The 21899-nt window shown below is 70.1% G+C and carries 23 protein-coding genes and 1 pseudogene; 9 read left to right on the top strand and 15 right to left on the bottom strand.

What is annotated here, in order from left to right:
* The first annotated feature begins 47 nt into the window (after positions 1–47).
* Positions 48–299, top strand: a complete 252-nt coding sequence (locus AB0I69_RS16970) for a hypothetical protein (protein WP_363096418.1) — start codon at positions 48–50, stop codon at positions 297–299.
* Positions 300–301: 2 nt separating this feature from the next.
* Complete coding sequence (locus tag AB0I69_RS16965) at positions 302–745, top strand: DUF6314 family protein (RefSeq protein WP_363096417.1); 444 nt, start codon at positions 302–304, stop codon at positions 743–745.
* Positions 746–788: 43 nt separating this feature from the next.
* On the opposite strand, the gene AB0I69_RS16960 is transcribed toward AB0I69_RS16965, so the two are convergent.
* Both AB0I69_RS16960 and AB0I69_RS16955 read right to left on the bottom strand, forming a co-directional pair.
* Positions 789–1382, bottom strand: a complete 594-nt coding sequence (locus AB0I69_RS16960; RefSeq protein WP_363096416.1) for a histidine phosphatase family protein — start codon at positions 1380–1382, stop codon at positions 789–791.
* A gap of 104 nt (positions 1383–1486) precedes the next feature.
* Positions 1487–1924, bottom strand: a complete 438-nt coding sequence (locus tag AB0I69_RS16955; RefSeq protein WP_363096415.1) for a GNAT family N-acetyltransferase — start codon at positions 1922–1924, stop codon at positions 1487–1489.
* Between the two features lie 91 nt (positions 1925–2015).
* Between AB0I69_RS16955 and AB0I69_RS16950 the strand changes: the two genes are divergently transcribed.
* On the top strand, positions 2016–2642 hold the full coding sequence (locus AB0I69_RS16950) for a DUF6461 domain-containing protein (protein ID WP_363096414.1): 627 nt from the start codon (positions 2016–2018) through the stop codon (positions 2640–2642).
* A gap of 12 nt (positions 2643–2654) precedes the next feature.
* Here AB0I69_RS16950 and AB0I69_RS16945 read toward each other — a convergent pair whose 3' ends face one another.
* On the bottom strand, positions 2655–4118 hold the full coding sequence (locus tag AB0I69_RS16945; protein WP_363096413.1) for a PLP-dependent aminotransferase family protein: 1464 nt from the start codon (positions 4116–4118) through the stop codon (positions 2655–2657).
* On the opposite strand from AB0I69_RS16945, the gene AB0I69_RS16940 reads away from it, so the two are divergent.
* Together AB0I69_RS16940 and AB0I69_RS16935 are read left to right on the top strand one after the other, a co-directional pair.
* Positions 4117–5043, top strand: coding sequence for a DMT family transporter (locus AB0I69_RS16940; RefSeq protein ID WP_363096412.1), 927 nt, complete (start codon positions 4117–4119; stop codon positions 5041–5043). The two genes, AB0I69_RS16945 and AB0I69_RS16940, sit on opposite strands and share 2 nt — an antisense overlap.
* Before the next feature lie 93 nt (positions 5044–5136).
* Positions 5137–5361, top strand: a complete 225-nt coding sequence (locus AB0I69_RS16935) for a DUF1918 domain-containing protein (protein ID WP_363096411.1) — start codon at positions 5137–5139, stop codon at positions 5359–5361.
* 1 nt (position 5362) lies between these two features.
* On the opposite strand, the gene AB0I69_RS16930 is transcribed toward AB0I69_RS16935, so the two are convergent.
* On the bottom strand, positions 5363–6607 hold the full coding sequence (locus AB0I69_RS16930) for a family 10 glycosylhydrolase (protein ID WP_363096410.1): 1245 nt from the start codon (positions 6605–6607) through the stop codon (positions 5363–5365).
* 149 nt (positions 6608–6756) lie between these two features.
* On the opposite strand from AB0I69_RS16930, the gene AB0I69_RS16925 reads away from it, so the two are divergent.
* Both AB0I69_RS16925 and AB0I69_RS16920 read left to right on the top strand, forming a co-directional pair.
* The gene (locus AB0I69_RS16925; protein WP_363096409.1) at positions 6757–7638 is read left to right on the top strand and encodes a 3-hydroxybutyryl-CoA dehydrogenase; all 882 of its coding nucleotides are present in this window, start codon (positions 6757–6759) and stop codon (positions 7636–7638) included.
* 212 nt (positions 7639–7850) lie between these two features.
* Positions 7851–8108, top strand: a complete 258-nt coding sequence (locus tag AB0I69_RS16920; protein ID WP_033282181.1) for a hypothetical protein — start codon at positions 7851–7853, stop codon at positions 8106–8108.
* A gap of 83 nt (positions 8109–8191) precedes the next feature.
* Here AB0I69_RS16920 and AB0I69_RS16915 read toward each other — a convergent pair.
* From AB0I69_RS16915 to infC, 10 genes and pseudogenes are all read right to left on the bottom strand, one after another.
* A pseudogene (locus tag AB0I69_RS16915) lies at positions 8192–8734 on the bottom strand (NUDIX hydrolase); the annotation flags it as partial.
* A gap of 82 nt (positions 8735–8816) precedes the next feature.
* Positions 8817–10157 carry a transcriptional regulator gene (locus tag AB0I69_RS16910; RefSeq protein WP_363096408.1) on the bottom strand — a complete coding sequence of 447 codons (1341 nt, stop codon included), beginning with the start codon at positions 10155–10157 and terminating at the stop codon, positions 8817–8819.
* A 207-nt stretch (positions 10158–10364) separates the two neighbouring features.
* Positions 10365–11495 (bottom strand): PP2C family protein-serine/threonine phosphatase, encoded by a 1131-nt coding sequence (locus tag AB0I69_RS16905; protein ID WP_363096407.1) that lies wholly within the window; start codon positions 11493–11495, stop codon positions 10365–10367.
* A 271-nt stretch (positions 11496–11766) separates the two neighbouring features.
* Entirely contained in the window at positions 11767–14271 is a 2505-nt protein-coding gene (pheT, locus tag AB0I69_RS16900) for a phenylalanine--tRNA ligase subunit beta (RefSeq protein WP_363096406.1), read from the bottom strand.
* Positions 14271–15398: a phenylalanine--tRNA ligase subunit alpha gene (pheS, locus tag AB0I69_RS16895; protein ID WP_363096405.1), complete on the bottom strand. Its 1128-nt coding sequence runs from the start codon at positions 15396–15398 to the stop codon at positions 14271–14273. The genes pheT and pheS overlap by 1 nt, the downstream gene beginning before the upstream one ends.
* A gap of 150 nt (positions 15399–15548) precedes the next feature.
* Positions 15549–16685 (bottom strand): ATP-binding protein, encoded by a 1137-nt coding sequence (locus AB0I69_RS16890; RefSeq protein ID WP_363096404.1) that lies wholly within the window; start codon positions 16683–16685, stop codon positions 15549–15551.
* 56 nt (positions 16686–16741) lie between these two features.
* Positions 16742–17581 carry an RNA methyltransferase gene (locus AB0I69_RS16885; protein WP_363096657.1) on the bottom strand — a complete coding sequence of 280 codons (840 nt, stop codon included), beginning with the start codon at positions 17579–17581 and terminating at the stop codon, positions 16742–16744.
* A 175-nt stretch (positions 17582–17756) separates the two neighbouring features.
* Positions 17757–18140 (bottom strand): 50S ribosomal protein L20, encoded by a 384-nt coding sequence (rplT, locus tag AB0I69_RS16880; protein ID WP_019066261.1) that lies wholly within the window; start codon positions 18138–18140, stop codon positions 17757–17759.
* A 102-nt stretch (positions 18141–18242) separates the two neighbouring features.
* On the bottom strand, positions 18243–18437 hold the full coding sequence (gene rpmI, locus AB0I69_RS16875) for a 50S ribosomal protein L35 (RefSeq protein ID WP_019065473.1): 195 nt from the start codon (positions 18435–18437) through the stop codon (positions 18243–18245).
* Between the two features lie 108 nt (positions 18438–18545).
* A complete protein-coding gene (gene infC, locus AB0I69_RS16870) occupies positions 18546–19241 on the bottom strand; it encodes a translation initiation factor IF-3 (RefSeq protein WP_363096656.1) in 696 nt (231 codons plus the stop codon).
* A 364-nt stretch (positions 19242–19605) separates the two neighbouring features.
* Between infC and AB0I69_RS16865 the strand changes: the two genes are divergently transcribed.
* Complete coding sequence (locus AB0I69_RS16865) at positions 19606–19977, top strand: DUF1844 domain-containing protein (protein WP_363096403.1); 372 nt, start codon at positions 19606–19608, stop codon at positions 19975–19977.
* A 4-nt stretch (positions 19978–19981) separates the two neighbouring features.
* Here the strand turns inward: AB0I69_RS16865 and AB0I69_RS16860 are convergent, their stop codons facing one another.
* Complete coding sequence (locus tag AB0I69_RS16860) at positions 19982–20716, bottom strand: SseB family protein (protein WP_363096402.1); 735 nt, start codon at positions 20714–20716, stop codon at positions 19982–19984.
* 150 nt (positions 20717–20866) lie between these two features.
* Between AB0I69_RS16860 and AB0I69_RS16855 the strand changes: the two genes are divergently transcribed.
* Positions 20867–21871 carry a serine hydrolase gene (locus tag AB0I69_RS16855; RefSeq protein WP_363096401.1) on the top strand — a complete coding sequence of 335 codons (1005 nt, stop codon included), beginning with the start codon at positions 20867–20869 and terminating at the stop codon, positions 21869–21871.
* Positions 21872–21899 lie beyond the last annotated feature (28 nt).

Genomic DNA, 21899 nt, shown 5'->3' with positions numbered 1-21899 from the left:
GAGCACGTCAATGGGACCGGCGCGGGCGGGGACGTAGGGTCGAAGGCATGTCCGTGTTGTTGCCGTACCTCGTCCTGCTCGGCTTTCTGGCCGCCACGCTGGGGTTCTTCACCTGGCTGGCCCGGCGGATCCGCCGCCGTGGCACCGCCGGGGGCGGGATCGGCGGCGCGCTGGCCGCGTACGAGGAGGCCTTTCGGGCCACGAGTCACGCGTCGCACTACGAGATCCGGGCACAGGCCGAGCGCAAGGCGCCCACGGACTCGCCGGACGGGTGGCGTCGACGGCGCAGGAAGGGGTGACAGTGGACGAGTTCTGGCCGGTTCCGGATGTGCTGGCGTATCTGTCGGGGAGTTGGCGGGTGCGGCGGTCGGTGCGGGATCTGGCGAGCGGGGACGAGGGCGAGTTCTCGGGTACGACCGTCTTCAGCGCGCTCACCGAAAGGGGCCTGCTGCACGCCGAGTCGGGCACCTTCACCTGGCGGGGCGTGTCCCGTCCCGCCGAGCGGACGCTACGGTTCCTGCCGGGCGCGGCGCCCGGTACGGCCGATGTGCGCTTCGGCGACGGGCGGCCCTTCCACGAGCTGGATCTGACCTCGGGGCACCATGTCGCCGACCATCCCTGCTCGGCGGACCTGTACCGGGGCGAGTTCACGGTCCTGGACCCGGACCGGTGGCGGACCGTGTGGCGGGTGGGCGGGCCTGCGAAGGACCTGGTGCTCAGCACGGACTACGTGCGCGTGGGCTGAACTCGGGCCCCACTCCCCCGAGTTGACCGGTGGCTCACGCCGGCTAGACCCGCCTCGACTGAACCGCCGATCCGTCGAAGCGCAGGTTCCAGCGGCCCGCGCTGCCCGTGACGGTGGTTGTCGACAGGGGGCGTACGTCGATGTTCCAGTAGGTCGAGGGCGGGGCCTTGAGGGCGTAGACCAACGCGGCCCGGATGACGGAGGGTTCGGCGACGGCGACTATCCGGCCGCCGTCCTCGAAGGGCCGGGTGTCCAGCCAGCCGCCCACCCGGGAGATGAAGGCCAGCAGTGATTCGCCGCCGTGCGGGGAGGAACGCGGGTCGGCGAGCCAGGCGTCCACCAGTTGCGGCTCACGGGCCATCGCCTCGCCGAGCGTCAGACCGCGCCAGCGGCCCATGTCGCAGTCCCGCAGGGCGAGTTGCACCAGCGGGGTGTAACCGAGGCCGTCACCGGTCGTCCGGCTGCGCGGGGTCGGCGAGCAGTAGCGCAGTTCCGCCGCCGCCAGCGGCAGCAGAACCGGGGCGGCACGCTGCACCTCGTCCCAGCCTGCCTGGTCAAGCGGGCGATCGTCCTCGAAGCGCTCCGCGAGCAGCGGAGAGCTGCGCGCGGCGGCGACGAACGTGACCCGAAGTTGCATGCGGCGATCGTGATCCCGCTGAAGTGCGCAGGTCAAGGGGGACCGGATGAGAGTTACCCACGGTGGGCGAAACCTTACTTCGCGGTCAGGACCAGGCGGACAAGTCACTCGAAATACAGGGCCATCCACTGGTCGGGCCGTGCGAGTGGCTTGAAACCGAGCTTCTCGTACACCCCGTGGGCGTCGTGCGTGGCGAGCAGGATCCGGCGCAGTCCGAACGGCCGCAGCTCCTCCCGTACGGCGCCGACGAACGCCGTGCCGATGCCCTTGCCGCGCGCCGACGGCGCCACGTACACGTCGCACAGCCACGCGAACAGCGCCCCGTCGGTCACCACGCGCGCGTACGCCACCTGCTCCCCCGAAGCCGTGTCGTACACCCCGTAGTTCCGCGAGGACTCGACCGCGCGCTCGTGCTGCTCGCGGGGCCGGTCCTTCGCCCAGTACGCGTCGGTGGACAGCCAGTGGTAGGTGCGGTCGAGGTCGACGCGGGCGGGATCGGCGGAGAACTCGTAGCCGTCGGGGAGGCTCGGGATGTCGTTCATGGCGGGAGAATCGCAGTTCAGGAGTGCGGGTGTCGAGCGGTTTTGGCCGGTGGCGCGGGCGTTGTCAGTGGCGGGTGGCAGGCTTCGGAACATGACACGGATGACCACCGCCGACGACTACACCTGGCTCCAGAAGCAGCATGCCCCGCTGATGCATGCCTACTGCGTCACGCTGGTCCGGGCGATCACACCGGACCGGCTGCTCCATGAGCTGGGGGCGGAGCCAGACATACGGGTCACCGGTGTCGAGGCTCTGCACGAGCCATCATACGACTCCTGGGACGAGCACTACGGGGACCCGCTGTTCGTCGGTGTCGCCGCGGTCGGTGACTGGTCGCTGATGGTCGAGCACAACGGCTACCTGGGCGTCACCACCGCGGCCATGCTCCCCGTCTCGCGCGGGCGCACAGTGGTCTCCCACTACCGCAACGTGAACGCGGTGGACCACTTCTACTGGTTCGAGGACGGGGACATACGGCTGCACTTCGAACCCCTCTTCGCCTACGCCCGGGACGGCAGCCACGCGGACGAACCCGAACTCCTCGCCGAGATGCGGGAGTCGGGCTTCGATCTGAGGGAGGACAAAGATCGGCACTACGGCCTCCACACCGAGGCCACCTTCGCGCTCGCCCATCGCCTCACGGGCGTCCTTCTGACGCCGGAGCTGTTCGCGTCTCTGGAGTTCACCGGCGCTCTGGTGCCGGTGCCTGAGGATTAGAGCACCTCCGCGTCAGAGCACCTCCTCGCAGGCCGCCCGAAGCCGCCGTACCCCCTCCACGATCTCCCCGGTACCCGCGACCGCCGCGAAGCTCAACCGGACGTGGGCGGCCGGGGGTTCGGCGCTGAAGTAGGGGCGGCCGGGGGTGATGGAGACGCCTGCGCGGAGGGCGGCGATCGTCAGGGACTGTTCTCCCCCAGAGCCGAAAGCCTGGGAGGTGCCCCCAGCGCCCTCGGGGAGGCGGAGCCAGAGGTGGTAGCCGCCGGAGGGGATGTGCGGGAGGGAGAAGGTGGGGAGTTCGAGGCGCAGGGCGGTCGTCATCGTGTCGCGGCGGGTCTTCAACTCGGTGGAGATGGCGCGGAGATGGCGTGGCCAGGCCGGTGAGCCGACGAGTTCCAGGGCCGCTTCCTGGAGCGGGCGGGGGACGAAGAAGGTGTCGACGACCTGGATGGCGCGCAGGCGTTCCAGTACCGGTCCGTGCGCGGCGAGTGCGCTGACCCGGAAGCTGGGTGAGGTCGCCTTGGTGAGCGAGCCTACGTGGACGACGACTCCGTCGGGGTCGTCGGCGGCGAGCGGGCGCGGCAGCGGGCCCGCGTCCTCGTGCACCAGCCGTCGTACGAAGTCGTCCTCGATGACGAACGCGCCCGCGTCGCGGGCGATGCGCAGGACCTCCGGGCGGCGGGCGGGGGCGAGGACCGCGCCGGTCGGGTTCTGGAACAGGGGCTGGCAGACGAAGACGCGGGCGCCGGTCGCGTGGAACGCGTCGGCGAGCAGGGACGGACGGACACCGTCCGCGTCGACCGGTACGGGGACCGGGCGGAGGCCCGCCGCCCTGGCGATCGCCAACATGCCTGGGTAGGTGGGGGATTCGACGAGGACCGGTGCGCCGGGGGGCGCCAGGGCGCGCAATGCCGTCGTCAGCGCGGTCTGGCCGCCCGCGCTGATCAGTACGTCGGCGGCGGTGACGGCTCCGCCGATGCCCCGCGCGAACCACTCGCGCAGTTCCGGCAGACCCTCCAGCGGCGGCCGGCCCCAGGCGCCGGGGCGGCGCCCGGCCCGGGACAGGGCCGCGGCCATCGCCCGCTCGGGCTGCAGGGAGGGGTGCAGATAGCCGCCGTTGAACTCGATCACGCCGGGCGGTGGGACGGCCAGTGTGGCCATGACCGCCGAGGCGTCCACCGTGCGCGGCACGACGTCGGCGGCGCCGTCCGCGCTGAGTGCGACCTCCTGCCAGGAGGTGTCCGCCACGGCGGCGGTCGCGGGGCGGGTCTCGGCCCGGAACGCGCCGGCGCCGGGCCGGGTGACCACCAGCCCCTCGGCGGCCAGCTGCGCGAGGGCGCGCGAGACGGTCACGGGGCTCACCCGGAACCGTTCGACCAGTGCCCGACTCGACGGCAGCTTTCCGCCAACAGAGTAGCGGTTGAGCTCCTGCCGCAGTTGATTCGCCAGTTCTCCGACACTGCTACGCTCTTGCATGAGAGCACACGATAGCGCTACTGCCCCGAGCCCGATAGCGGTCAGCACCTCCCCCGCCACGACGGCCCGGGTCCCCGCCGGTACCGTCCAGGCCGCGCTCGGTGTGATCGCCTTCTCCCTCACCTTCCCCGCCACCGCCTGGGGCCTGGAGGGCTTCGACCCCTGGTCGTTGGTGGCCGTGCGCAGCGTGCTCGCCGCGGTCATCGCGGGCGGCTGTCTGCTGGCGCTGCGCGTGCCCGTGCCCGGCCGCCGGCACTGGGGCGGGCTGGCCGTCGTGGCGGGCGGAGTCGTGGTCGGCTTCCCGATGCTCACCACACTCGCGCTGGAGACGTCGACCACCGCGCACGCCGCGGTCGTCGTCGGCCTGCTGCCGCTGACGACCGCGGCCCTGTCCGCGCTGCGCACCGGCATCCGCCCCTCGCGCACCTTCTGGACGGCCGCGCTCGCGGGCGCCGGTGCGGTGCTCGCCTTCACCGTCCAGCAGAGCGGCGGCGCCCTGACCACCGCCGACCTGTATCTCCTCGCGGCGCTGCTGGTCTGCGCGGCCGGCTACACCGAGGGCGGCCGGCTGGCCCGGCTCATGCCCGGCTGGCAGGTCATCGCCTGGGCGCTGGTCCTGTGCCTGCCACTGAGCGTGCCCGCCGCCGCGGTCGCGCTGTCGTACGACACCCCGCACCTCACCGCGCACAGCGTGACCGGGCTGCTGTGGGTCGCCGCGGGGTCCCAGTTCCTCGGCCTTGTCGTCTGGTACCGCGGCATGGCGGCCATCGGCGTCCCGAAGGCCAGCCAGCTGCAGTTGGCCCAGCCCCTGCTCACGCTGGTGTGGTCGGTGTTCCTGCTGGGCGAGCGGCTGACAGTGGCCGCTCCGCTGACCGCGGCGGCCGTGCTGGTGTGCATCGCCGTCACGCAGCGGGCGCGGAGCTGAAGCACGTGCACGCCCCGGTCCCGGCCGGGCGGGCCGCCGTAGACTCGAAGGGCACGGACCGCTGCTCCCGGACTCGGTGAGGAGGCGCTTCAGATGCGTGCGACCGTGGGCGACCGGCTCGTCCAGCACGGCAGGGTGGTCGGCCGACAGGACCAGGTCTCGGAGGTCGTCGAGGTGATGGGCACGGAGGGCAGTCCGCCCTACCGCGTCCGCTTCCCCGACGGGCACGAGGCCGTGATGTCCCCCGGCCCCGACTGCGAGATCAAGCACGACGACATCAGGCACCGGGACGTCAAGTACCCGGACGCGGAACGGTAGTTCAGCGCGGGGGTTTCGCCGGCTGCTGGTAGTGGTCGGCGACCACCCGTGCCATCGCCCCGATCGGATCCACCGCGACCTCCCGGGCGGCGAAGAAGACATGCCCGCCGACCTGTGGGTAGCGGGCGGCGAGGGTGAGGTGCCGGGACAGCTCTGCCGGGTCCTGCCAGGCCGCGGGCTGCGCCGGGTCGCCCGCCTTGTACAGCGCCTCACCGGCGTAGAGCCGCGTCCTCGTGCCCCGCGCGACCTCCGCCCACCAGGGCAGCAGCTTGGCGTAGTCGGCGGCGGCGAAGCCGATATTCCAGTAGAGCTGCGGGACGACGTAGTCGATCCAGTTCTGCCGCACCCACTTGCGGGTGTCCGCGCAGAGGTCGTCGTACGTCTGCACCCCCGCCCGGGTGTCGGAACCGCGCGGGTCGGTCGCGGCGTTGCGCCACACGCCGAAGGGGCTGATCCCGAAGCGCGTGCCCGGGCGGATCGTCCTGATACGGGCCGCGGTCTCGCGGATCAGTCGGTCGATGTTGTCGCGGCGCCACGCGGCCCGGTTCGGGAAGCCGCCGCCGTACCTGTCGTAGGCCGCGTCGTCGTCGAAGGTCTGGCCCGCGACCGGATACGGGTAGAAGTAGTCGTCGAAGTGGACCGCGTCCACGGGGTACTTGCGCACCGCGTCGAGGATCGCGTTCTCGACGAAGGCACGGACCTGGGGCAGCCCCGGGTTGTAGTAGAGCTTCCCGCCGTACGCCACCACCCAGTCCGGGTGCCTGCGCGCGGGGTGCGAGGCGACGAGCCTGGTCACGTCGGTGTTGTTGGCGATGCGGTACGGGTTGAACCAGGCGTGCAGCTGCAGCCCCCGCACATGCGCCTCTTCCACGGCCGTCCCGAGCGGGTCCCAGCCAGGGTCCTGGCCCTGGGTGCCGGTCAGGTACTGCGACCAGGGCTCGTACGGCGAGAGCCACAACGCGTCGGCGGTGGGCCGTACTTGGAAGATCACCGTGTTGAGCCGGTCGCGGACCGCCGCGTCGAGGTGGGCGATCAGCTCGGTGCGCTGCTGGGCCGCGGTCAGGCCCGGGCGGGAGGGCCAGTCGCGGTTGGCCACCGTCGACAGCCACACGCCCCGCATCTCGGTGACCGCGCGCGGACGACCGGTTTCCGCCGCCGCACTCCCGGTCTCCGCCGACGCGCTGCCGGTCGTCGCCAGCGTCGACAGCGCGGCCATCGCGAACGTCCGACGTGACAATCGCCCCATCTGCACACCCCCATACGCTGTGGATCCGTGCCATCACGGATCGTCTCCGCGCCCCAGAATGCCCGACCCCGGCGATCGATCATCGATACTTGCGGGTAACGTGCACGATCGGAGCAGACTCCGGACAACGGGGTTCTACCAGAGCCCGCATGAGCAGCGAAGGGGACGATGTGACCGACATCGAGCGCGTCGGAGTGGTCGGCTGCGGCCAGATGGGCGCCGGTATCGCCGAGGTGTGCGCCCGCGCCGGCCTGGACGTGAAGGTCGCCGAGACCACCGGCGAGGCCCTGGAGATCGGCCGGACCCGGCTGTTCAACTCGCTGACGAAGGCGGCCGAGCGCGGCAAGATCTCCGCGGAGGAACTGGAGGCGACGCAGGCGCGGCTCAGCTTCACCACCGACCTCGGTGAGTTCGCCGACCGGGACCTCGTGATCGAGGCCGTCGTCGAGAACGAGCAGGTGAAGACCGAGATCTTCCAGGTGCTCGACCAGGTCGTGACCCGCCCCGACGCGATCCTGGCCTCCAACACCTCCTCGATCCCGCTGGTCAAGCTCGCGGTCGCCACCTCGCGCCCCGACCAGGTCATCGGCATCCACTTCTTCAACCCGGCCCCGGTGCAGCAACTCGTCGAGCTGATCCCGGCGTTGACCACGTCCGAGGGCACGCTCAGCCGGGCCCAGCTGTTCACCGAGAAGATCCTCGGCAAGCACGCGATCCGCGCCCAGGACCGCTCCGGGTTCGTGGTCAACGCGCTGCTGATCCCCTACCTCCTGTCCGCAATCCGGATGTTCGAGTCGGGCATCGCCAGCCGCGAGGACATCGACAACGGCATGGAGCTCGGCTGCGCCCACCCGATGGGCCCGCTGAAGCTGTCCGACCTGATCGGCCTGGACACGGTCGCCTCGGTCGCGTTCTCGATGTACGAGGAGTACAAGGAGCCGCTGTACGCCGCTCCCCCGCTGCTCCAGCGCATGGTCGACGCGGGCCGGCTGGGCCGTAAGTCCGGCTCGGGCTTCTACACCTACGGCTGAGCGCCTTTCGCGCTTTCGCGCGGCAACTCACCGTAATACTTTGGCCGTTACGGGCCCGGCGCTCTTCGGAGTGCCGGGCCCGTGGCATTCACACACCGTGTGCGCGCCTGGCACGCATATGCCGTTCGCACACTCTCCCCTCGTGTCCACCAGGCGAGTTGACTCTTCATGCGCATGCAAGGGATGTTCCGACTACGGAAAGGAGCGGACCCGTGACCGCCGACCCCGAGCATCCCGTGGTCCATGGAGAACTCGCAGAGTTACGCCGCCGCCTCGACGTCGCCTACGCGCGCGTCGAGGGAGGGCTCGCGTTACTCAGCCATCGCACCGAGGAGACGGACAAGGAGCTGGACGATCTGAGCGCGCGAATCGTTGCACTGGAGCACACGAGGTGGCCGCTGCCGGCTATTGCTGCCATGACCGCCGTGGGTGCACTTGTCGTGACTATCTGGCAGGCCCTGGGACGCTAGAGCCCGAAGGTCGGTGGGTCGGCTGCGGGTTCGTCGTGGCTGGTCGCGCCGTTCCCCGCGCCCCTAGGGGGCGCTGCCGAACCGGGCGCTGTGTCCTCCCCTAGCCTCAAGTGGTGCAACAGCAGTAACGCGGCTGCCATGTTGGCGGCCGGGACCTCCCCGCGGGCGACCATGTCGGGTACGAGTTTGAGCGGTACCCACTCCCGGCGGTCCGACTCGAAGTCGTCCACGGGGTGTCCGGTGTACTCGCCCTCGTCGGCCCAGTAGATGTGGTGCCGGGCGTCCGTGAGCCCGTTGGACGGCTCCACGCTCATCAGGTGGTGCAGGGGCCCCGGCCGCCAGCCGGTCTCTTCCTCCAGTTCCCTGGCGGCCGCGAGCGCGATGTCCTCGCCGTCCTCGACGACGCCTGCCGCGAGCTCCCACCCCCAGCTGTCGGTGATGAAGCGGTGCCGCCACAGGAGGAGTACTTCGTTCGCCTCGTTCACGACCGTCGCCACCGCCACCGGCCTCAGCCGTATGAGGAAGTGGTCGAGGTGTCGGCCGTCGGGTAGTTCGACATCCGCGAGATTGACGCTGAACCAGCGGTTTGAGTACACAGTTTGTTCGTTCTGTTTCGTCCACTGCACGGTTCTGCCACCTTCCGTCGAGTAAGTGGCAATATCGCAGCAGGGACTGTGTTGTGGTCTACGGCGCTTTCCAGGGCGCTTTCTAGAGCGGTACGCGCAGTGCCCCGTCGATGAGTTCGGCCGCCTCGGCCGTACCCGCGCAGTCGCTGCGCACCAGGTACTCGCGCACCGCGCGGAGTCTGTCGCGGAGCCGCTGGGACTCCATCCCCCTTGCCTGCTCGGCCATCTGCACCGCCGTGGCCACCGCTTTGTCGGCGTTTCCCTGGCGCAGTTCGATCTGGCTGAGCATGGCCAGCCGGTGCACCCGGCCCCGGTCGTGCGCCGGAGTGTCCACGGCCGCCGTGGCGTGCTCCCCAGCCGCCGTCAGATCGCCGAGGCTGAGAAGCGCCTCCGCCACCTGGACGTTGACCAGGCCCGGCTGGACATAGCCGGTCTCGTCGGGTTCGTATCCGCGCCGGATGCGTTCGGCGGCCTGCTCGGCACGCCGGATGCAGGACAGGGCGCTCGTGCCGTCACCGAGGTGGGCGTACGCCTTCGCCTGCATCGCGTACAGGTCGGAGGCGAGCGCCGGGGTGATCTGCCGGCCTGCGGCACGCAGCGCGGCCTCCGCGAAGGCGACGGCCTGGCGGAACTCCCGCATGAACAGTGCCTGGTTGACGAGCAGCGCGATGACGTACGCCCCAAGTCCCCTGTCGTTGCTGGCCTTTGCGAGCCGCAGCGCCTGGTGGAAGTAGCGCTGGGCGAGTCCGTGCGCGTCGGAGTCGTAGGCGCAGATGCCCGCGATGGCCACCAACCCGCCGGTGGCCCGGTGCAGTTGGCGGCCGGTGGCGTCGGTGTAGCTGCCGCGCAGCAGTGGGGCGGTCTCGGAGTTGAGGAAGCCGACGATGCGGGTGCGGGTCGCGACGCCACCGGCCTTGCGGTACATCTGCTCGTAGTGGGCGCGGGCCGCGCGCAGCATCTCGATGTCGGCCATGCTCACCCGGTGCCGGCCGCCGCGCGAGACGTCCACGTCGTCGGGCGGGTTCTCCCACTCCCACACGGGCATCACGGCGGGCGTTCCGGTGACCGCGGGTGCGCCGAGGATGTGCGGGCGCTGCTGCTCGTCGGAGCGCCACAGGGCGGTGGCCCGCTCGACGAAGCCGGAGAGGGAGGTGCCGTGCGGGGCGGAGGGTTCACCGGGTACGCCGAGGCCGATGTCGTCGAGCGTGACGGGCCGGTGCAGGCGCCCCGCGAGGACCTCGCAGATCAGGTCGGGCACCTGGCCGCGGGGGCGCTGACCCTTCAACCACCGTGCTACGGCGGTGTGTTCGTACCGGAGTGCGAGCCCTCGGGCCCGCCCGGCCTGGTTCACGTGTGCGGCCAGTCCGGCGTGCGAGATTCCCGCCTCGTCCAGGATCGCGTCGAGGAGTGTGTTGGGCTGCATGGAAGGCCCCCCGGTGACTCGGTGCGGACAGAGTAGTGCGGGTCCGTTCACACGGGGTGTGAACGGAGTACGCGAATCCGCGGCGTGTGCACACTGTCGCGGAGAGTTTCCAGCCGGTTGACTGGATTGCCTCGCAAGAGGCCGGCCGGGCCGCCGGCTCCCCCTCGTAAGTGCGGCGGCCTGGCTTTGCGGTGGGGTTCGGAGCGACTAAACGCCGTTGTGTTGTGGGTAGTTGGTCGGGTGCGGCGGCGTCGTGGCTTGTCGCGCAGTTCCCCGCGCCCCTGGGTTGGTGCACTTGGACTTGCGGTCATTGCGCACGACGAGTATCGCTACGTCGTCCGTCGGGGTGCCTCCTGTGTGGCGCAGGAGAGCCGTGAAGACCGAACCCAAGACCGACTGCGGCACCGGAAGCGAGTGTTGACCCACCACCTCTGCCAGTACATCCGCCAACGGGAAGAAGCAGCCCCGTGCGTCACGGGCGTCCTCCGCTCCGTCCGTGTACAGGAACAGGGCCTCGCCCGGGAGCAGTTGGCCGCAGCAGACGAAAGGCAGCACCGCCGGCAGGGGAAACGGGCCGAGAGGCGGAAGAGGATCTGCTCGGGCCAGCGGCTCGGCACCCGTCCCGCTCAACCGATACGGCCACGGATGACCGCAGTTGAGGGCGCGGAGTTCGCCGTCCGCGCCGATCTCCAGCAGCAGTACCGTGACGAACTCCTCGGCCACCGGGCTGTCGGGATCAAGGGCCCCCGTCGCCGGATGTTCCGCGCGGGCGCGTTCGCGCAGGTGGCGAGCGAGGGCGCGCTCCAACCGGCGCAGGACGCCCTCCAGGTCGGGCTCATCGTGGGCGGCCTCGCGGAAGCTGCCGAGGACGGCGGCGACCGTGCCGATCGCGGCGATGCCGTGGCCGCGTACGTCACCCATCACGACCCGTACGCCGTGCTCGGTGGCGATCACCTCGTACAGGTCACCGCCGACCACCGCGCCGCGCTCCGCTGACAGTTGGGCGGCGGCGATGTTCAGGCCGTCGAGGCGGGGTGGCAGCGGGCGCAGCAGCGCGTTCTGGGCGGCGCCCGCGATCTGCCGGATCTGCCTGAGTTCGCGCAGCAGCGAGCGGCGGACCTGGACGATGAGACCGGTGCCGACCGCGAAGAACACGGCGCTGGTGACGATGCGTGCGCCCAGGCTGTTCTGCTGGGCGAGCGGGCAGGTGAGTTTGTAGGTGATCGCTATGGCGCCCCAGACCGTGGGCAGCCCCAGGGCGAGCGCCCGGCGCAGCGGACGGCGGGCACGCTTCCTCGGGCGCGTCCTGCGGGGCACCCCAGCCTTGATGCGGATCATGCCTGTGGCCCCCCAAATAGGCCCCGACAGCGCAATCGGACCGACCCCGAAAGGCCGGTCCGATTCTGTCGACCGCATGCCCCGATCGGGCCAGATCACCCGAACTTCTCACCCGAACGAGTGAGGTGACATGAGACGCATGCATTTATGCAGGTAGACCCTCAAATACAGGCCCACGCGGATGCCTTGAGGGGCGCGGGGAACTGCGCGACCAGCCACGACGAGCCCGCAGCCGGCAAACAACAACAGCTCCCCACCCCTTGGCCCCGTTTTAGCCGCGAAGCACAGCCCCAACCCGCGAGCCGGCCAACGCCACCGCCGCATCCCGAGCCGCAGACGCCTCATCGACGGTCAACGTCCGATCAGCCGCCCGGAACCGCAACGCATACGCCAGCGACTTCTTGCCCTCGCCGAGCTGCGCAGCGTTCTCGTACACGTCGAACAGCCGGATGGACTCCAGCAGTTCACCCGCCCCCTCACGCAACGCCGCCTCAACACCCGCATGCGGCACAGCCACATCAACAACGAGCGCGACATCCTGCGTGGCAACCGGGAACGTGGAGATCTTCGGGCCCTTGGGAACACCCGAAGACGCCAACTCAAGGACATCCAGGTCCAGTTCCATCGCGCTGGTGCGCGCGGGCAGACCCAGGGTCTTCAGCACACCGGGGTGCAACTCACCGGCGTATCCGATGACTTGCTCAACACCCTCGACGACAACCGCGAGTTCCGCGCAGCGCCCCGGGTGCCAGGGCCCGTACTGCCCACCCCGCACGACGAGTTCGGTACCGGCCTCACGCGCAAGCACCCGCGCCGACTCGACGGCGTCGGCCCAGTCCGCCGGACGGCCCTTGCCCCACCAGCCGGCCTGCTCGCGGGCGCCCGTGAGGACGACCGCGGCATGCCGGGGCTGGACGGGAAGCGCCTCGGTGAGAGAAGCGATCTCCTCGTCGGTGGGACGCCGGTCGACAGGCAGCCGTACCGCGATCTTCAGTTCTTCACGCGGATGGAAGACCAACCCCGTCTCGAACAGCGCGAGATCATGCGAGCCACGACCGTCGTTCCGGCGCAGCGCACCGAGCAGCCCCGGCAGCAGCGTCGTACGGAGTGCGGGCTCCTCGTCGGAGAGCGGGTTGACCAGCTTGACGACCTTGCGGTTCGGGTCGTCGGCGGCCAGGCCGAACTGGTCGAAGACGTGCTCGCCGATGAACGGGTAGTTCGGCGCCTCGACGTAACCGGCACCGGCCAGCGCGCGGCCGACGCGGCGGTGGAGGCGCTGGCGGTCGGTGAGGCCCCGGCCCGCGGGGGGCTTGGGGAGCGTGGAGGGGAGGTTCTCGTAGCCCTCCAGGCGGATGACCTCTTCGGCCAGGTCGTTCGGGTCGGTGAGGTCGGGGCGCCAGGACGGGACGGTGACGATCAGTTCGTCCTGCCCGTACACGTCGCAGCCGACCTGCTGGAGACGCCGTACGACGGTCTCGCGGCCGTAGTCGACACCCGCCACCTTGTCCGGGTGGTTGGCCGGAATGGTGATGGTGTGGGGTGCCGACGGGGCGATGACCTCGGTGACGCCGGCGTCCGCCGTGCCGCCCGCGAGGAGGACCAGGAGGTCGACCGTGCGCTGCGCGGCGGCGGAGGCGGCCTGCGGGTCGACTCCGCGCTCGAAGCGCTTGGACGCCTCGGAGGCCAGCTTGTGGCGGCGGGCCGTGCGCGAGATGGAGAGCGCGTCGAAGTGGGCGGCCTCGACGACGACCTCGGTGGTGGTGCCCTCGATGTCGTCGATCTCGGTGTTGGCGCCGCCCATGACCCCGGCGAGGCCGATGGTGCCGCGGTCGTCGGTGATCACCAGGTCCTCGGCGTCCAGCGTGCGCTTGACGCCGTCGAGGGTGGTGAGCTTCTCGCCCTGCTCGGCCCGGCGCACGCCGATCGGACCCTGGACGCGGGAACGGTCGTAGGCGTGCAGGGGCTGGCCCAGCTCCAGCATCACGTAGTTGGTGATGTCGACGGCGAGCGAGATCGGGCGCATGCCCGCCTTCTGGAGACGGCGGGTCAGCCAGAGCGGGGAGCGGGCCTCGGGGTCGAGGCCGGTCACCGTGCGGGCGGTGAAGCGGTCGCAGCCCATCGGGTCGGAGACCTGGACCGGGTAGCCGAAGGCGTTCGGTCCAGGGACGTCCAGGAGGGCCGGGTCGCTCAGCGGGAGGCCGTAGGCGATGGCGGTCTCGCGGGCGACGCCGCGGATCGACAGGGCGTAGCCGCGGTCGGGCGTGACGGCGATGTCGAGGACCTCGTCGACGAGCTGGAGCAGCTCGATCGCGTCGGTGCCGACCTCGTGCTCGGGCGGCAGGACGATGATGCCCTTGGTGCCGTCGTCGCCCATGCCGAGCTCGTCGCTTGAGCAGATCATGCCGTGCGAGGTCTTGCCGTACGTCTTGCGCGCGGCGATCGCGAAGCCGCCGGGCAGCGTGGCGCCCGGGAGGACCACGACGACCTTGTCGCCGACGGCGAAGTTGCGGGCGCCGCAGACGATCTCCTGGGGCTCACCGGTGCCGTTGGCCTGGCCGACGTCCACCGTGCAGAAGCGGATGGGCTTCTTGAAGCCCTCCAGCTCCTCGATGGTGAGGACCTTGCCGACGACGAGGGGGCCCTTGAGGCCGTCGCCGAGCTGCTCGACGGTCTCGACCTCCAGGCCGACCGAAATGAGCTTGGCCTGGACGTCGCGGCCGGTCTCCGTCGCCGGCAGGTCGACGTACTCCCGCAGCCAAGAAAGCGGGACGCGCATCAGATCTCCATCCCGAACGGCCGGGTGAACCGGACGTCACCCTCGACCATGTCTCGCATGTCTTCGACGTTGTGGCGGAACATCAGCATCCGCTCGATGCCGAACCCGAAGGCGAATCCGCTGTACTTCTCCGGGTCGACGCCACAGGCGACGAGCACCCGCGGGTTGACCATGCCGCAGCCGCCCAGCTCGATCCAGCCCTCGGAGGAGCAGGTACGGCAGGGGCGGTCGGGGTTGCCGACGGACTCGCCCTTGCAGACGTAGCAGAGCATGTCCATCTCGGCGGACGGCTCGGTGAAGGGGAAGAAGTTCGGGCGCAGCCGGGTCTTCATCTCCGAGCCGAAGAGCGACTGGACCATGTGGTCCAGGGTGCCCTTGAGGTCGGCCATGGTCAGGCCCTCGTCGATGGCGAGGAGCTCGATCTGGTGGAAGACCGGGGTGTGCGTGGCGTCCAGCTCGTCCGTGCGGTACACGCGGCCGGGGCACACGATGTAGACCGGCGGCTCGCGGTCCAGCATGGCGCGGGCCTGCACGGGCGAGGTGTGCGTGCGAAGCACGACACCCGACTCGTCGCCTTCCGTCCCCTTCGGTCCCTGGACGAAGAAGGTGTCCTGCATCTGCCGGGCCGGGTGGTCCGGGGTGAAGTTCAGGGCGTCGAAGTTGAACCACTCCGCCTCGACCTCGGGGCCCTCGGCGATCTCGTATCCCATGGACACGAAGACGTCCGCGACCCGCTCCATGAACGTGGTCAGCGGGTGCCGGGCGCCGGCCGGGACGCGGTCGTACGGCAGCGTGACGTCCACCGCCTCCTCGACCAGGACGCGGGCGTCGCGGTCGGCCTCCAGCTCGGTCTGGCGGGCGGCGAGGGCCTTGTTGACGGCGCCCCGGGCCTGGCCGACGAGCTTGCCGGCCGCGGCCTTGGCCTGCGGGGGCAGCGCGCCGATCTCGCGGTTGGCGAGGGCCAGCGGAGAGGTGCCGCCGGTGTGGGCGACCTTGGCCTCCTGGAGCGCGTCGAGGTCGCCGGCGGCGGCGAAGGCGGCGAGCGCCTCGTCCCGCATGCGCTCGATCTCTTCCGGTTTCAAGGCCTCGACCTCTACAGGGTCGTACGACTTATTCGGTGCCGACATCTCTTCCCGTGCTTCCGGTTGGCTGGCGGATGGTCCCCGTCGACGACTCGGAGACGAATCGTCCACATCGATCGAGGGACGCAAAGGTGCCAGAGGCCGAGTCTAACGGGGGTGAAGTGTGGAGACGCGCCCGTGGGTCCTCGGTCGGCGCTACTGCAGATACGCCGGGGTGCCCACGGGCAACGTAAATCGGAACTCGGCGCCGCCGCCTGGGGCGCGGCCGACCGTGATGGTGCCGCCGTGGGCTTCGACGATGCCCTTGACGATGTACAGCCCGAGGCCGGTGCCGCCGCGCTTGCTGCCCCGCCAGAAGCGGGTGAAGACGCGGTTCATGGACTCCTCCGGGATGCCTGGGCCTTCGTCGCTGACCGTCACCGATGTGCCGGTTTCCTCCCCCTCGCGGGGGGACGCCGAGGCCGTGACGTCGATAGTGACGGTTCCCTCGCCGTGGCGCACCGCATTTTCCAGCAGGTTGCTGAGCACCTGGTCGACCTTGTCGGGGTCGGCCCACAGGTCGGGCAGCGGCTGTTCGACGCGGAGCATGAACCGGTCGGCGGTCTGCCCGGCGGCGACGTACGCCTGGATGTGGCGGCCGACGGCCGCGCCTATGTCGACGGGCTGGCGGCGCAGTTCGAGCCGCCCGGAGTCGATGCGGGAGATGTCGAGCAGCTCGGCGATGAGCCGGGTGACGCGGTTGGCGTCGGCGTCGACGGTCTCCAGCATCAGCCGCTTCTGGTCGTCGGTGAACCGTTCCCACTTGGCGAGCAGGGTGGCGGTGAAGCCCTTGACGGAGGTGAGCGGCGAGCGCAGTTCGTGGGCGACGGTGGCGATCAGCTCGGCGTGGCTGCGCTCGGTGCGGCGGCGGGCCTCGGTGTCACGGAGGGAGACGACGACCCGGCGGACCGGCCCGAGGGGTTCCGTACGGACGTAGCGCGCGGTGACGAGGACTTCATGCCCGCCCGGCAACAACAAATTCCGCTCGGGCTGCCGCACCCGGATGGCCAACCCGCCGTAGGGATCGGTCAGTTGCCACCAGCGGCGACCCTCCAGGTCCTCTAACGGGAGGGCCTTCTCCAGTCGCTGTCCGAGGGCGTCGGCGGCGCGGACGGCGGTGATCCGCTCGGCGGCGGTGTTGAAGCAGATGACCTGGCCGTGTTCGTCCGCGATCACCAGGCCGTCGGGCAGCTCGTCGGGGTCGATGCCGAGGCCGGCGAGATCGCCGTACCGAGGCGCGGACTGATGGGGCACATCCCGTGCTCCCGGCGCGCTGCTCGTGCCGACAGTCATCCCCGTACCCCACCTCTTCTCATACGGCGCAGGTGGCCCCCGAGCTGGTCACCCTACTAGCTGTCGGTGACGGAGCGGCACCCTCCGGAGGCGCGCTGTGCACGGGCTGACGCATACAGACATACGGCGGCGGCGGTGGCCAGGTTCAGGCTTTCGGCCTTCCCGTGGATCGGAACCCGCACGACGGCGTCCGCGAGTACGCGGGTCTCCTCCGGAAGCCCCCACGCCTCGTTCCCGAACACCCAGGCGGTGGGCCCGCCCATGGTCCCCTGGTCCAGCTCGTCGTCGAGGTCGTCGGTCCCGGCCCCGTCGGCGGCGAGAATCCGCACCCCGATCCCCTTGAGCCCGGCCACAGCCTGCTCGACGGGCACCCCGACAGCGACGGGCAGATGAAACAGAGACCCCACGGAGGCCCGTACGGCCTTCGGGTTGTACAGATCCACAGATGCATCGGTCAGCACGACGGCCTCGGCACCGGCGGCATCGGCACAGCGCAGAACGGTGCCGGCGTTCCCGGGGTCCCGCACGTTCGCCAGCACGGCGACAAGCTTGGGCCGAGCACGCAGGATCTCCTCGAAGGGAGTGTCGAGAAACCGACAGACCCCGACCAGCCCCTGCGGCGTGACGGTCGTCGAGATATCGGCAATGACCTGCTCATCGGCGAGATACACCCGGGCACCGGCGTCACGGGCCTCGCCGACGATATCGGCGTACCGCTCCGCGGCTTCAACGGTCGCGAACAACTCGACGAGCGTGTCCTTGTACCCCGCCGCCTCCCGCACGGCCTGCGGCCCCTCGGCAAGAAACAGCCGCTCCTTACTCCGAAAGTTCCGCCGAGCAAGCCGCCGAGCGGCAGAGACGCGGGGAGAGCGAGGAGAAATGAGGTCGGGGGACATGTTCTGCTTCACCTTCAAATCTCAGGCCAACCGTATTTCCCTAGGAGCGCGGGGAACTGCGCGACCAGCCACAACGAACCCGCACCCGACAACGAACCGGCCCGGGGCCAGCAGCAAAGGACCCGCAGGCTAAAAACCTGCGGGTCCTTCAACTCACGCTAAAGCCGGCGCAGCGTCACGCGGCCTTCGGCGCGTTGACGTCGCTCGGCAGCGCCTTCTGCGCAACCTCGACCAGCGCAGCAAACGCACCGGCGTCGTTGACAGCCAGCTCCGCGAGGATCTTGCGGTCGACCTCGATGTTCGCCGCGTTCAGACCCTGGATGAAGCGGTTGTAGGTGATGCCGTTGGCGCGGGCAGCGGCGTTGATGCGCTGGATCCACAGCCGACGGAAGTCGCCCTTGCGCTTCTTGCGGTCGTTGTAGTTGTAGACCAGCGAGTGGGTGACCTGCTCCTTGGCCTTGCGGTACAGGCGCGAACGCTGACCGCGGTAGCCGGAGGCGGCTTCGAGGATCGCCCGGCGCTTCTTGTGGGCGTTGACTGCCCGCTTGACGCGTGCCACTTGTTTAACTCCTTGTAGCGGGGCCGTGGTGGGACTCACACGGCCCGGAATCGATGGGGTCCCGGTCCAGACGTGCGGCGCTCAACGCGAGCGCCGCGTACGTCACTTGCCGAGAAGCTTCTTGATCTTCTTGGCGTCGCCCGGGGCCATCTCGGCGTTGCCGGTGAGGCGACGCGTCACACGGGACGACTTGTGTTCGAGCAGGTGGCGCTTGCCGGCACGCTCGCGGAGCACCTTGCCGGAGCCGGTGATCTTGAAGCGCTTGCTGGCACCGCTGTGCGACTTGTTCTTCGGCATAGCGCCGTTATCTCCTCGTCGGTGGCGCTCCGGTGCCCGGTCGTGAAACCGGGCACAGGTGGAGCGTCGCTCTTGTTTCGGTTACGTCCCTGGACTGGCGTCCGGGGATCAGGCGTCGGCGGAAGCCTCGGCCGGGGCCTCGACGGTCTCGACCTCGTCGACGTGGTCCACGTCGGCGATGTTCTCGTCGTCGAACTCGGACTCCGCGGCGTTCTGCGACTTGCCCGGGTTGGCCTTCGCTTCCGCCTTGCGGGCCGCCTGGGCCTCACGGGCCTCGGCCATCGCCTCGGTCTTCTTCTTGTGCGGACCGAGAACCATGATCATGTTTCGGCCGTCCTGCTTCGGGTTCGACTCGATGAACCCGAGGTCCTCGACGTCCGAGGCGAGCCGCTGCAGCAGTCGGTAGCCCAACTCGGGCCGGGACTGCTCGCGACCACGGAACATGATCGTGATCTTGACCTTGTCGCCCTGCTTGAGGAACCGAACGACGTGACCCTTTTTGGTGTCGTAGTCGTGCGGGTCGATCTTCGGCCGGAGCTTCATTTCCTTGATGACCGTGTGCGCCTGGTTCTTGCGCGCCTCACGGGCCTTCATGGCCGACTCGTACTTGAACTTCCCGTAGTCCATGAGCTTGCAGACCGGCGGACGTGCGTTCGCCGCCACCTCGACCAGGTCGAGGTCGTACTCCTGCGCGAGCTCAAGGGCCTTGGCAAGCGGAACAATCCCGACCTGCTCGCCGCTCGGACCGACAAGTCGCACCTCGGGAACGCGAATCCGGTCGTTGATACGGGGCTCGGTGCTGATGGATCCTCCTCGGTTAGCACCACACGGCCATCTGGCGGACGGCCGCGTTTGTCTTTGGTAGACAGACCTAACCGCGCCGGAACACGAAAAATGCCCCGGACGATCACAAGACGGGGCTCCAAAGCACTGCCGGAGCACCGCCGCGATGATCGCGGGGCGCGCTTTCGGGCGACTCCATCGTCCGTACGGAACGATGGCGACCGCCTGACCGGGGTGACCCGCCGTCCGTGAGGACAGTCAGGTGGGAGATCGGAGCCTCCACTTGTTGGCCGGGCACAACTGTGCCTGGCCGGTCATCACACAAGGTTAGCAGCTCCCCGGGGGTGGTGCGAACCGCCGTACACCGGGCCCTATCGTGTGGGGCATGAGTGACACGCCTTCCGAGTCCCCCGATGTTGACGCCCCCGACTTCGACGCCATGGCCCGCGACATCGCGGAGGTCCCGGCGGTCGAGGTGATCGTGACGGTCGCCGTCAACCTGATGAGCGCCGCCGCCGTGAAGCTCGGCCTGACCGACGAGGGCGACAAGTACAAGGACCTGGACGAGGCCCGCAAGCTGGTCACCGCCCTGGCCGGCCTCCTCGACGCGAGCACGACCGAGATCAGCTCGTTCCACGCGGCCCCGCTGCGCGACGGCCTGAAGTCGCTCCAGCTGGCGTTCCGCGAGGCGTCCCTCGTCCGCGACGAGCCGGGCCAGGGCCCGGGCGAGAAGTACACGGGCCCGATCTACGGCTAGCCGCTCACCCCATACGTACGTACAAGGGCTCGCCCGGAGGCGTCGCCCCGGCCGGCAGCAGCGCCAGGTCGAGGCCGCGCACCAGGCGGGCCCTCAGCGTCTCGTCGCCGGCGAGACGCCGGGCCACCGCGCGGGCGGCCTCGGCGGCGGGCGCGGCCGGGTCCAGCACAAGCGCGAGGGTGCCGTCGGCCTGCCCCGGTCCGAGGTGGGCGCGGAGCACTGCGGGCTCGGCGGCGACCGCGGTCCGCACCGCCTCGACGACCGCCGGGTCGGTGAGCGGATCGGTGGTCGTGCGCCCCTCCGCCACCGCGAGCAGCGCGGAACCGCTCAGTTCGTACGGCACCGGACCGGCCAGGTCCAGCACGATCGTGTCCGCCTTCTCGTGCACGGCGGCCTGCAGGGCCTGGTGCAGCGGTACGGCCACGGGGCGGGCCGCCGGGTCCCAGCGGGCCAGCGAGTCGGTGGACGTGAAGGCGGGCAGCGCGGTGCGACCGCCGGCCTTCAGGGTGGGGACGGCCATGTCGCTGGTCTTCTCGCGGCGCAGCCCGTTCTCGTCCTCCTCCACCTCGCCCAGCACGGCTACGACGGGCACGAGGAGCCGGGCCCCCTTGAGGGCCTCCAGCACGGGGCCCACGGCGGTGCGGTCCTCGGCCCAGACGGCGAGCGCCACGCTGAGCCGGGGGTCGGCGGTGCCGTCGTCGTCGGAGTACCCGGAGTCGGGAATGTTCTTGTTCGCCACGGTGACCGACCCTATCGGGGGGATGTTGCTGGGCTTGTGCGGGCCCGGAAACGCGACGGACACAGGCTTCACACCTTTCTCAGACACCGTTGACACACCTCTAACTTTCGTCTCACGGTTCGCACAGTCGACGCCCCCACCATCGCGGGCATGGAGTCTTCCAGAGCCGCCCGCCGAGCCCACCGCGCGCGTCCCTCCCGACGCCGTCCGTTCGTCTGTACCGCCCTCGCCACCGTGGCCGTCGTGGGCGCTACGGCGGCGGGAACCGTGTACGTGAAGGCACGGGCGCACTCCGGCGTCGTATCGTCGGCGACGGCACCGTCGGCATCGGCGTCGGCGTCGGCCTCGGGGAGCGGGGAGGCATCGGTGGAACCTGTGACGCAGCCGACGGTCGACTACGACGCGCTGTTGGCCGAGGCCATGAAGGCGGTGACCCCGGCCGGCGACCAGAAGGTGTCCGTCGCCGTGCTCGATGTGGACTCCGGCGAGAGCGCCACGTACGGCGGCACCGCCTTCGACACGGCGAGCATCGTCAAGGTCGACATCCTGGCGACACTGCTGCTCCAGGCGCAGGACGCGGGCCGGCAGCTGACGGCGACGGAGAAGTCGTACGCCACCACGATGATCGAGAACAGCGACAACGACTCCGCGTCGGCGCTGTGGCGGATCATCGGCAAGGCCGGCGGGCTGGACGCGGCGAACAAGACGTTCGGGCTCACGGGCACCGCGGGCGGCGACGACATGCTGTGGGGGCTGACCCAGACCACGGCCGCCGACCAACTCGCCCTGCTCCAGCAGGTCTTCGGGGACGACTCGAAGCTGAGCTCGGCCTCGAAGTCGTACATCCAGGGGCTGATGGGGCAGATAGAGGCCGACCAGCAGTGGGGGGTGTCGGCCGCGGCGGACGGTTCGAAGTGGAAGCTGAAGAACGGCTGGCTGGCACGGAGTGCGACCGGGCTGTGGGACGTCAACAGCGTCGGGCGGGTGACGGCCAATGACGGGCACGAGTACCTGGTCGCGGTGCTGTCGAAGGGCAGCACGACGCAGGGCAAGGGGATCTCGCTGATCGAGGCGGCGGCGAAGGCGGGGGTCGCGGCGTTCGCCGAGAGCGGGAACGGCTCGTCCGCATCGGCTTCCGCGTCCGCCACTGACTGAGTACCTGCCTGCTCCGGAGGTCTGCCCA

The sequence above is a fragment of the Streptomyces sp. NPDC050508 genome (assembly GCF_040655155.1).
Lineage (GTDB): Bacteria > Actinomycetota > Actinomycetes > Streptomycetales > Streptomycetaceae > Streptomyces.
This window is presented reverse-complemented; position numbering and strand designations above follow the sequence as displayed.

Coding starts and splice junctions, on each gene's coding strand:
- AB0I69_RS16970 (WP_363096418.1), top strand. CDS start 48: ATGTCCGTGTTGTTGCCGTACCTCGTCCTGCTCGGCTTTCTGGCCGCC.
- AB0I69_RS16960 (WP_363096416.1), bottom strand. CDS start 1,382: ATGCAACTTCGGGTCACGTTCGTCGCCGCCGCGCGCAGCTCTCCGCTG.
- AB0I69_RS16955 (WP_363096415.1), bottom strand. CDS start 1,924: ATGAACGACATCCCGAGCCTCCCCGACGGCTACGAGTTCTCCGCCGAT.
- AB0I69_RS16950 (WP_363096414.1), top strand. CDS start 2,016: ATGACACGGATGACCACCGCCGACGACTACACCTGGCTCCAGAAGCAG.
- AB0I69_RS16940 (WP_363096412.1), top strand. CDS start 4,117: ATGAGAGCACACGATAGCGCTACTGCCCCGAGCCCGATAGCGGTCAGC.
- AB0I69_RS16945 (WP_363096413.1), bottom strand. CDS start 4,118: ATGCAAGAGCGTAGCAGTGTCGGAGAACTGGCGAATCAACTGCGGCAG.
- AB0I69_RS16935 (WP_363096411.1), top strand. CDS start 5,137: ATGCGTGCGACCGTGGGCGACCGGCTCGTCCAGCACGGCAGGGTGGTC.
- AB0I69_RS16930 (WP_363096410.1), bottom strand. CDS start 6,607: ATGGGGCGATTGTCACGTCGGACGTTCGCGATGGCCGCGCTGTCGACG.
- AB0I69_RS16925 (WP_363096409.1), top strand. CDS start 6,757: ATGAGCAGCGAAGGGGACGATGTGACCGACATCGAGCGCGTCGGAGTG.
- AB0I69_RS16910 (WP_363096408.1), bottom strand. CDS start 10,157: ATGCAGCCCAACACACTCCTCGACGCGATCCTGGACGAGGCGGGAATC.
- AB0I69_RS16905 (WP_363096407.1), bottom strand. CDS start 11,495: ATGATCCGCATCAAGGCTGGGGTGCCCCGCAGGACGCGCCCGAGGAAG.
- pheT (WP_363096406.1), bottom strand. CDS start 14,271: ATGCGCGTCCCGCTTTCTTGGCTGCGGGAGTACGTCGACCTGCCGGCG.
- pheS (WP_363096405.1), bottom strand. CDS start 15,398: ATGTCGGCACCGAATAAGTCGTACGACCCTGTAGAGGTCGAGGCCTTG.
- AB0I69_RS16890 (WP_363096404.1), bottom strand. CDS start 16,685: ATGACTGTCGGCACGAGCAGCGCGCCGGGAGCACGGGATGTGCCCCAT.
- AB0I69_RS16885 (WP_363096657.1), bottom strand. CDS start 17,581: ATGTCCCCCGACCTCATTTCTCCTCGCTCTCCCCGCGTCTCTGCCGCT.
- rpmI (WP_019065473.1), bottom strand. CDS start 18,437: ATGCCGAAGAACAAGTCGCACAGCGGTGCCAGCAAGCGCTTCAAGATC.
- AB0I69_RS16865 (WP_363096403.1), top strand. CDS start 19,606: ATGAGTGACACGCCTTCCGAGTCCCCCGATGTTGACGCCCCCGACTTC.
- AB0I69_RS16855 (WP_363096401.1), top strand. CDS start 20,867: ATGGAGTCTTCCAGAGCCGCCCGCCGAGCCCACCGCGCGCGTCCCTCC.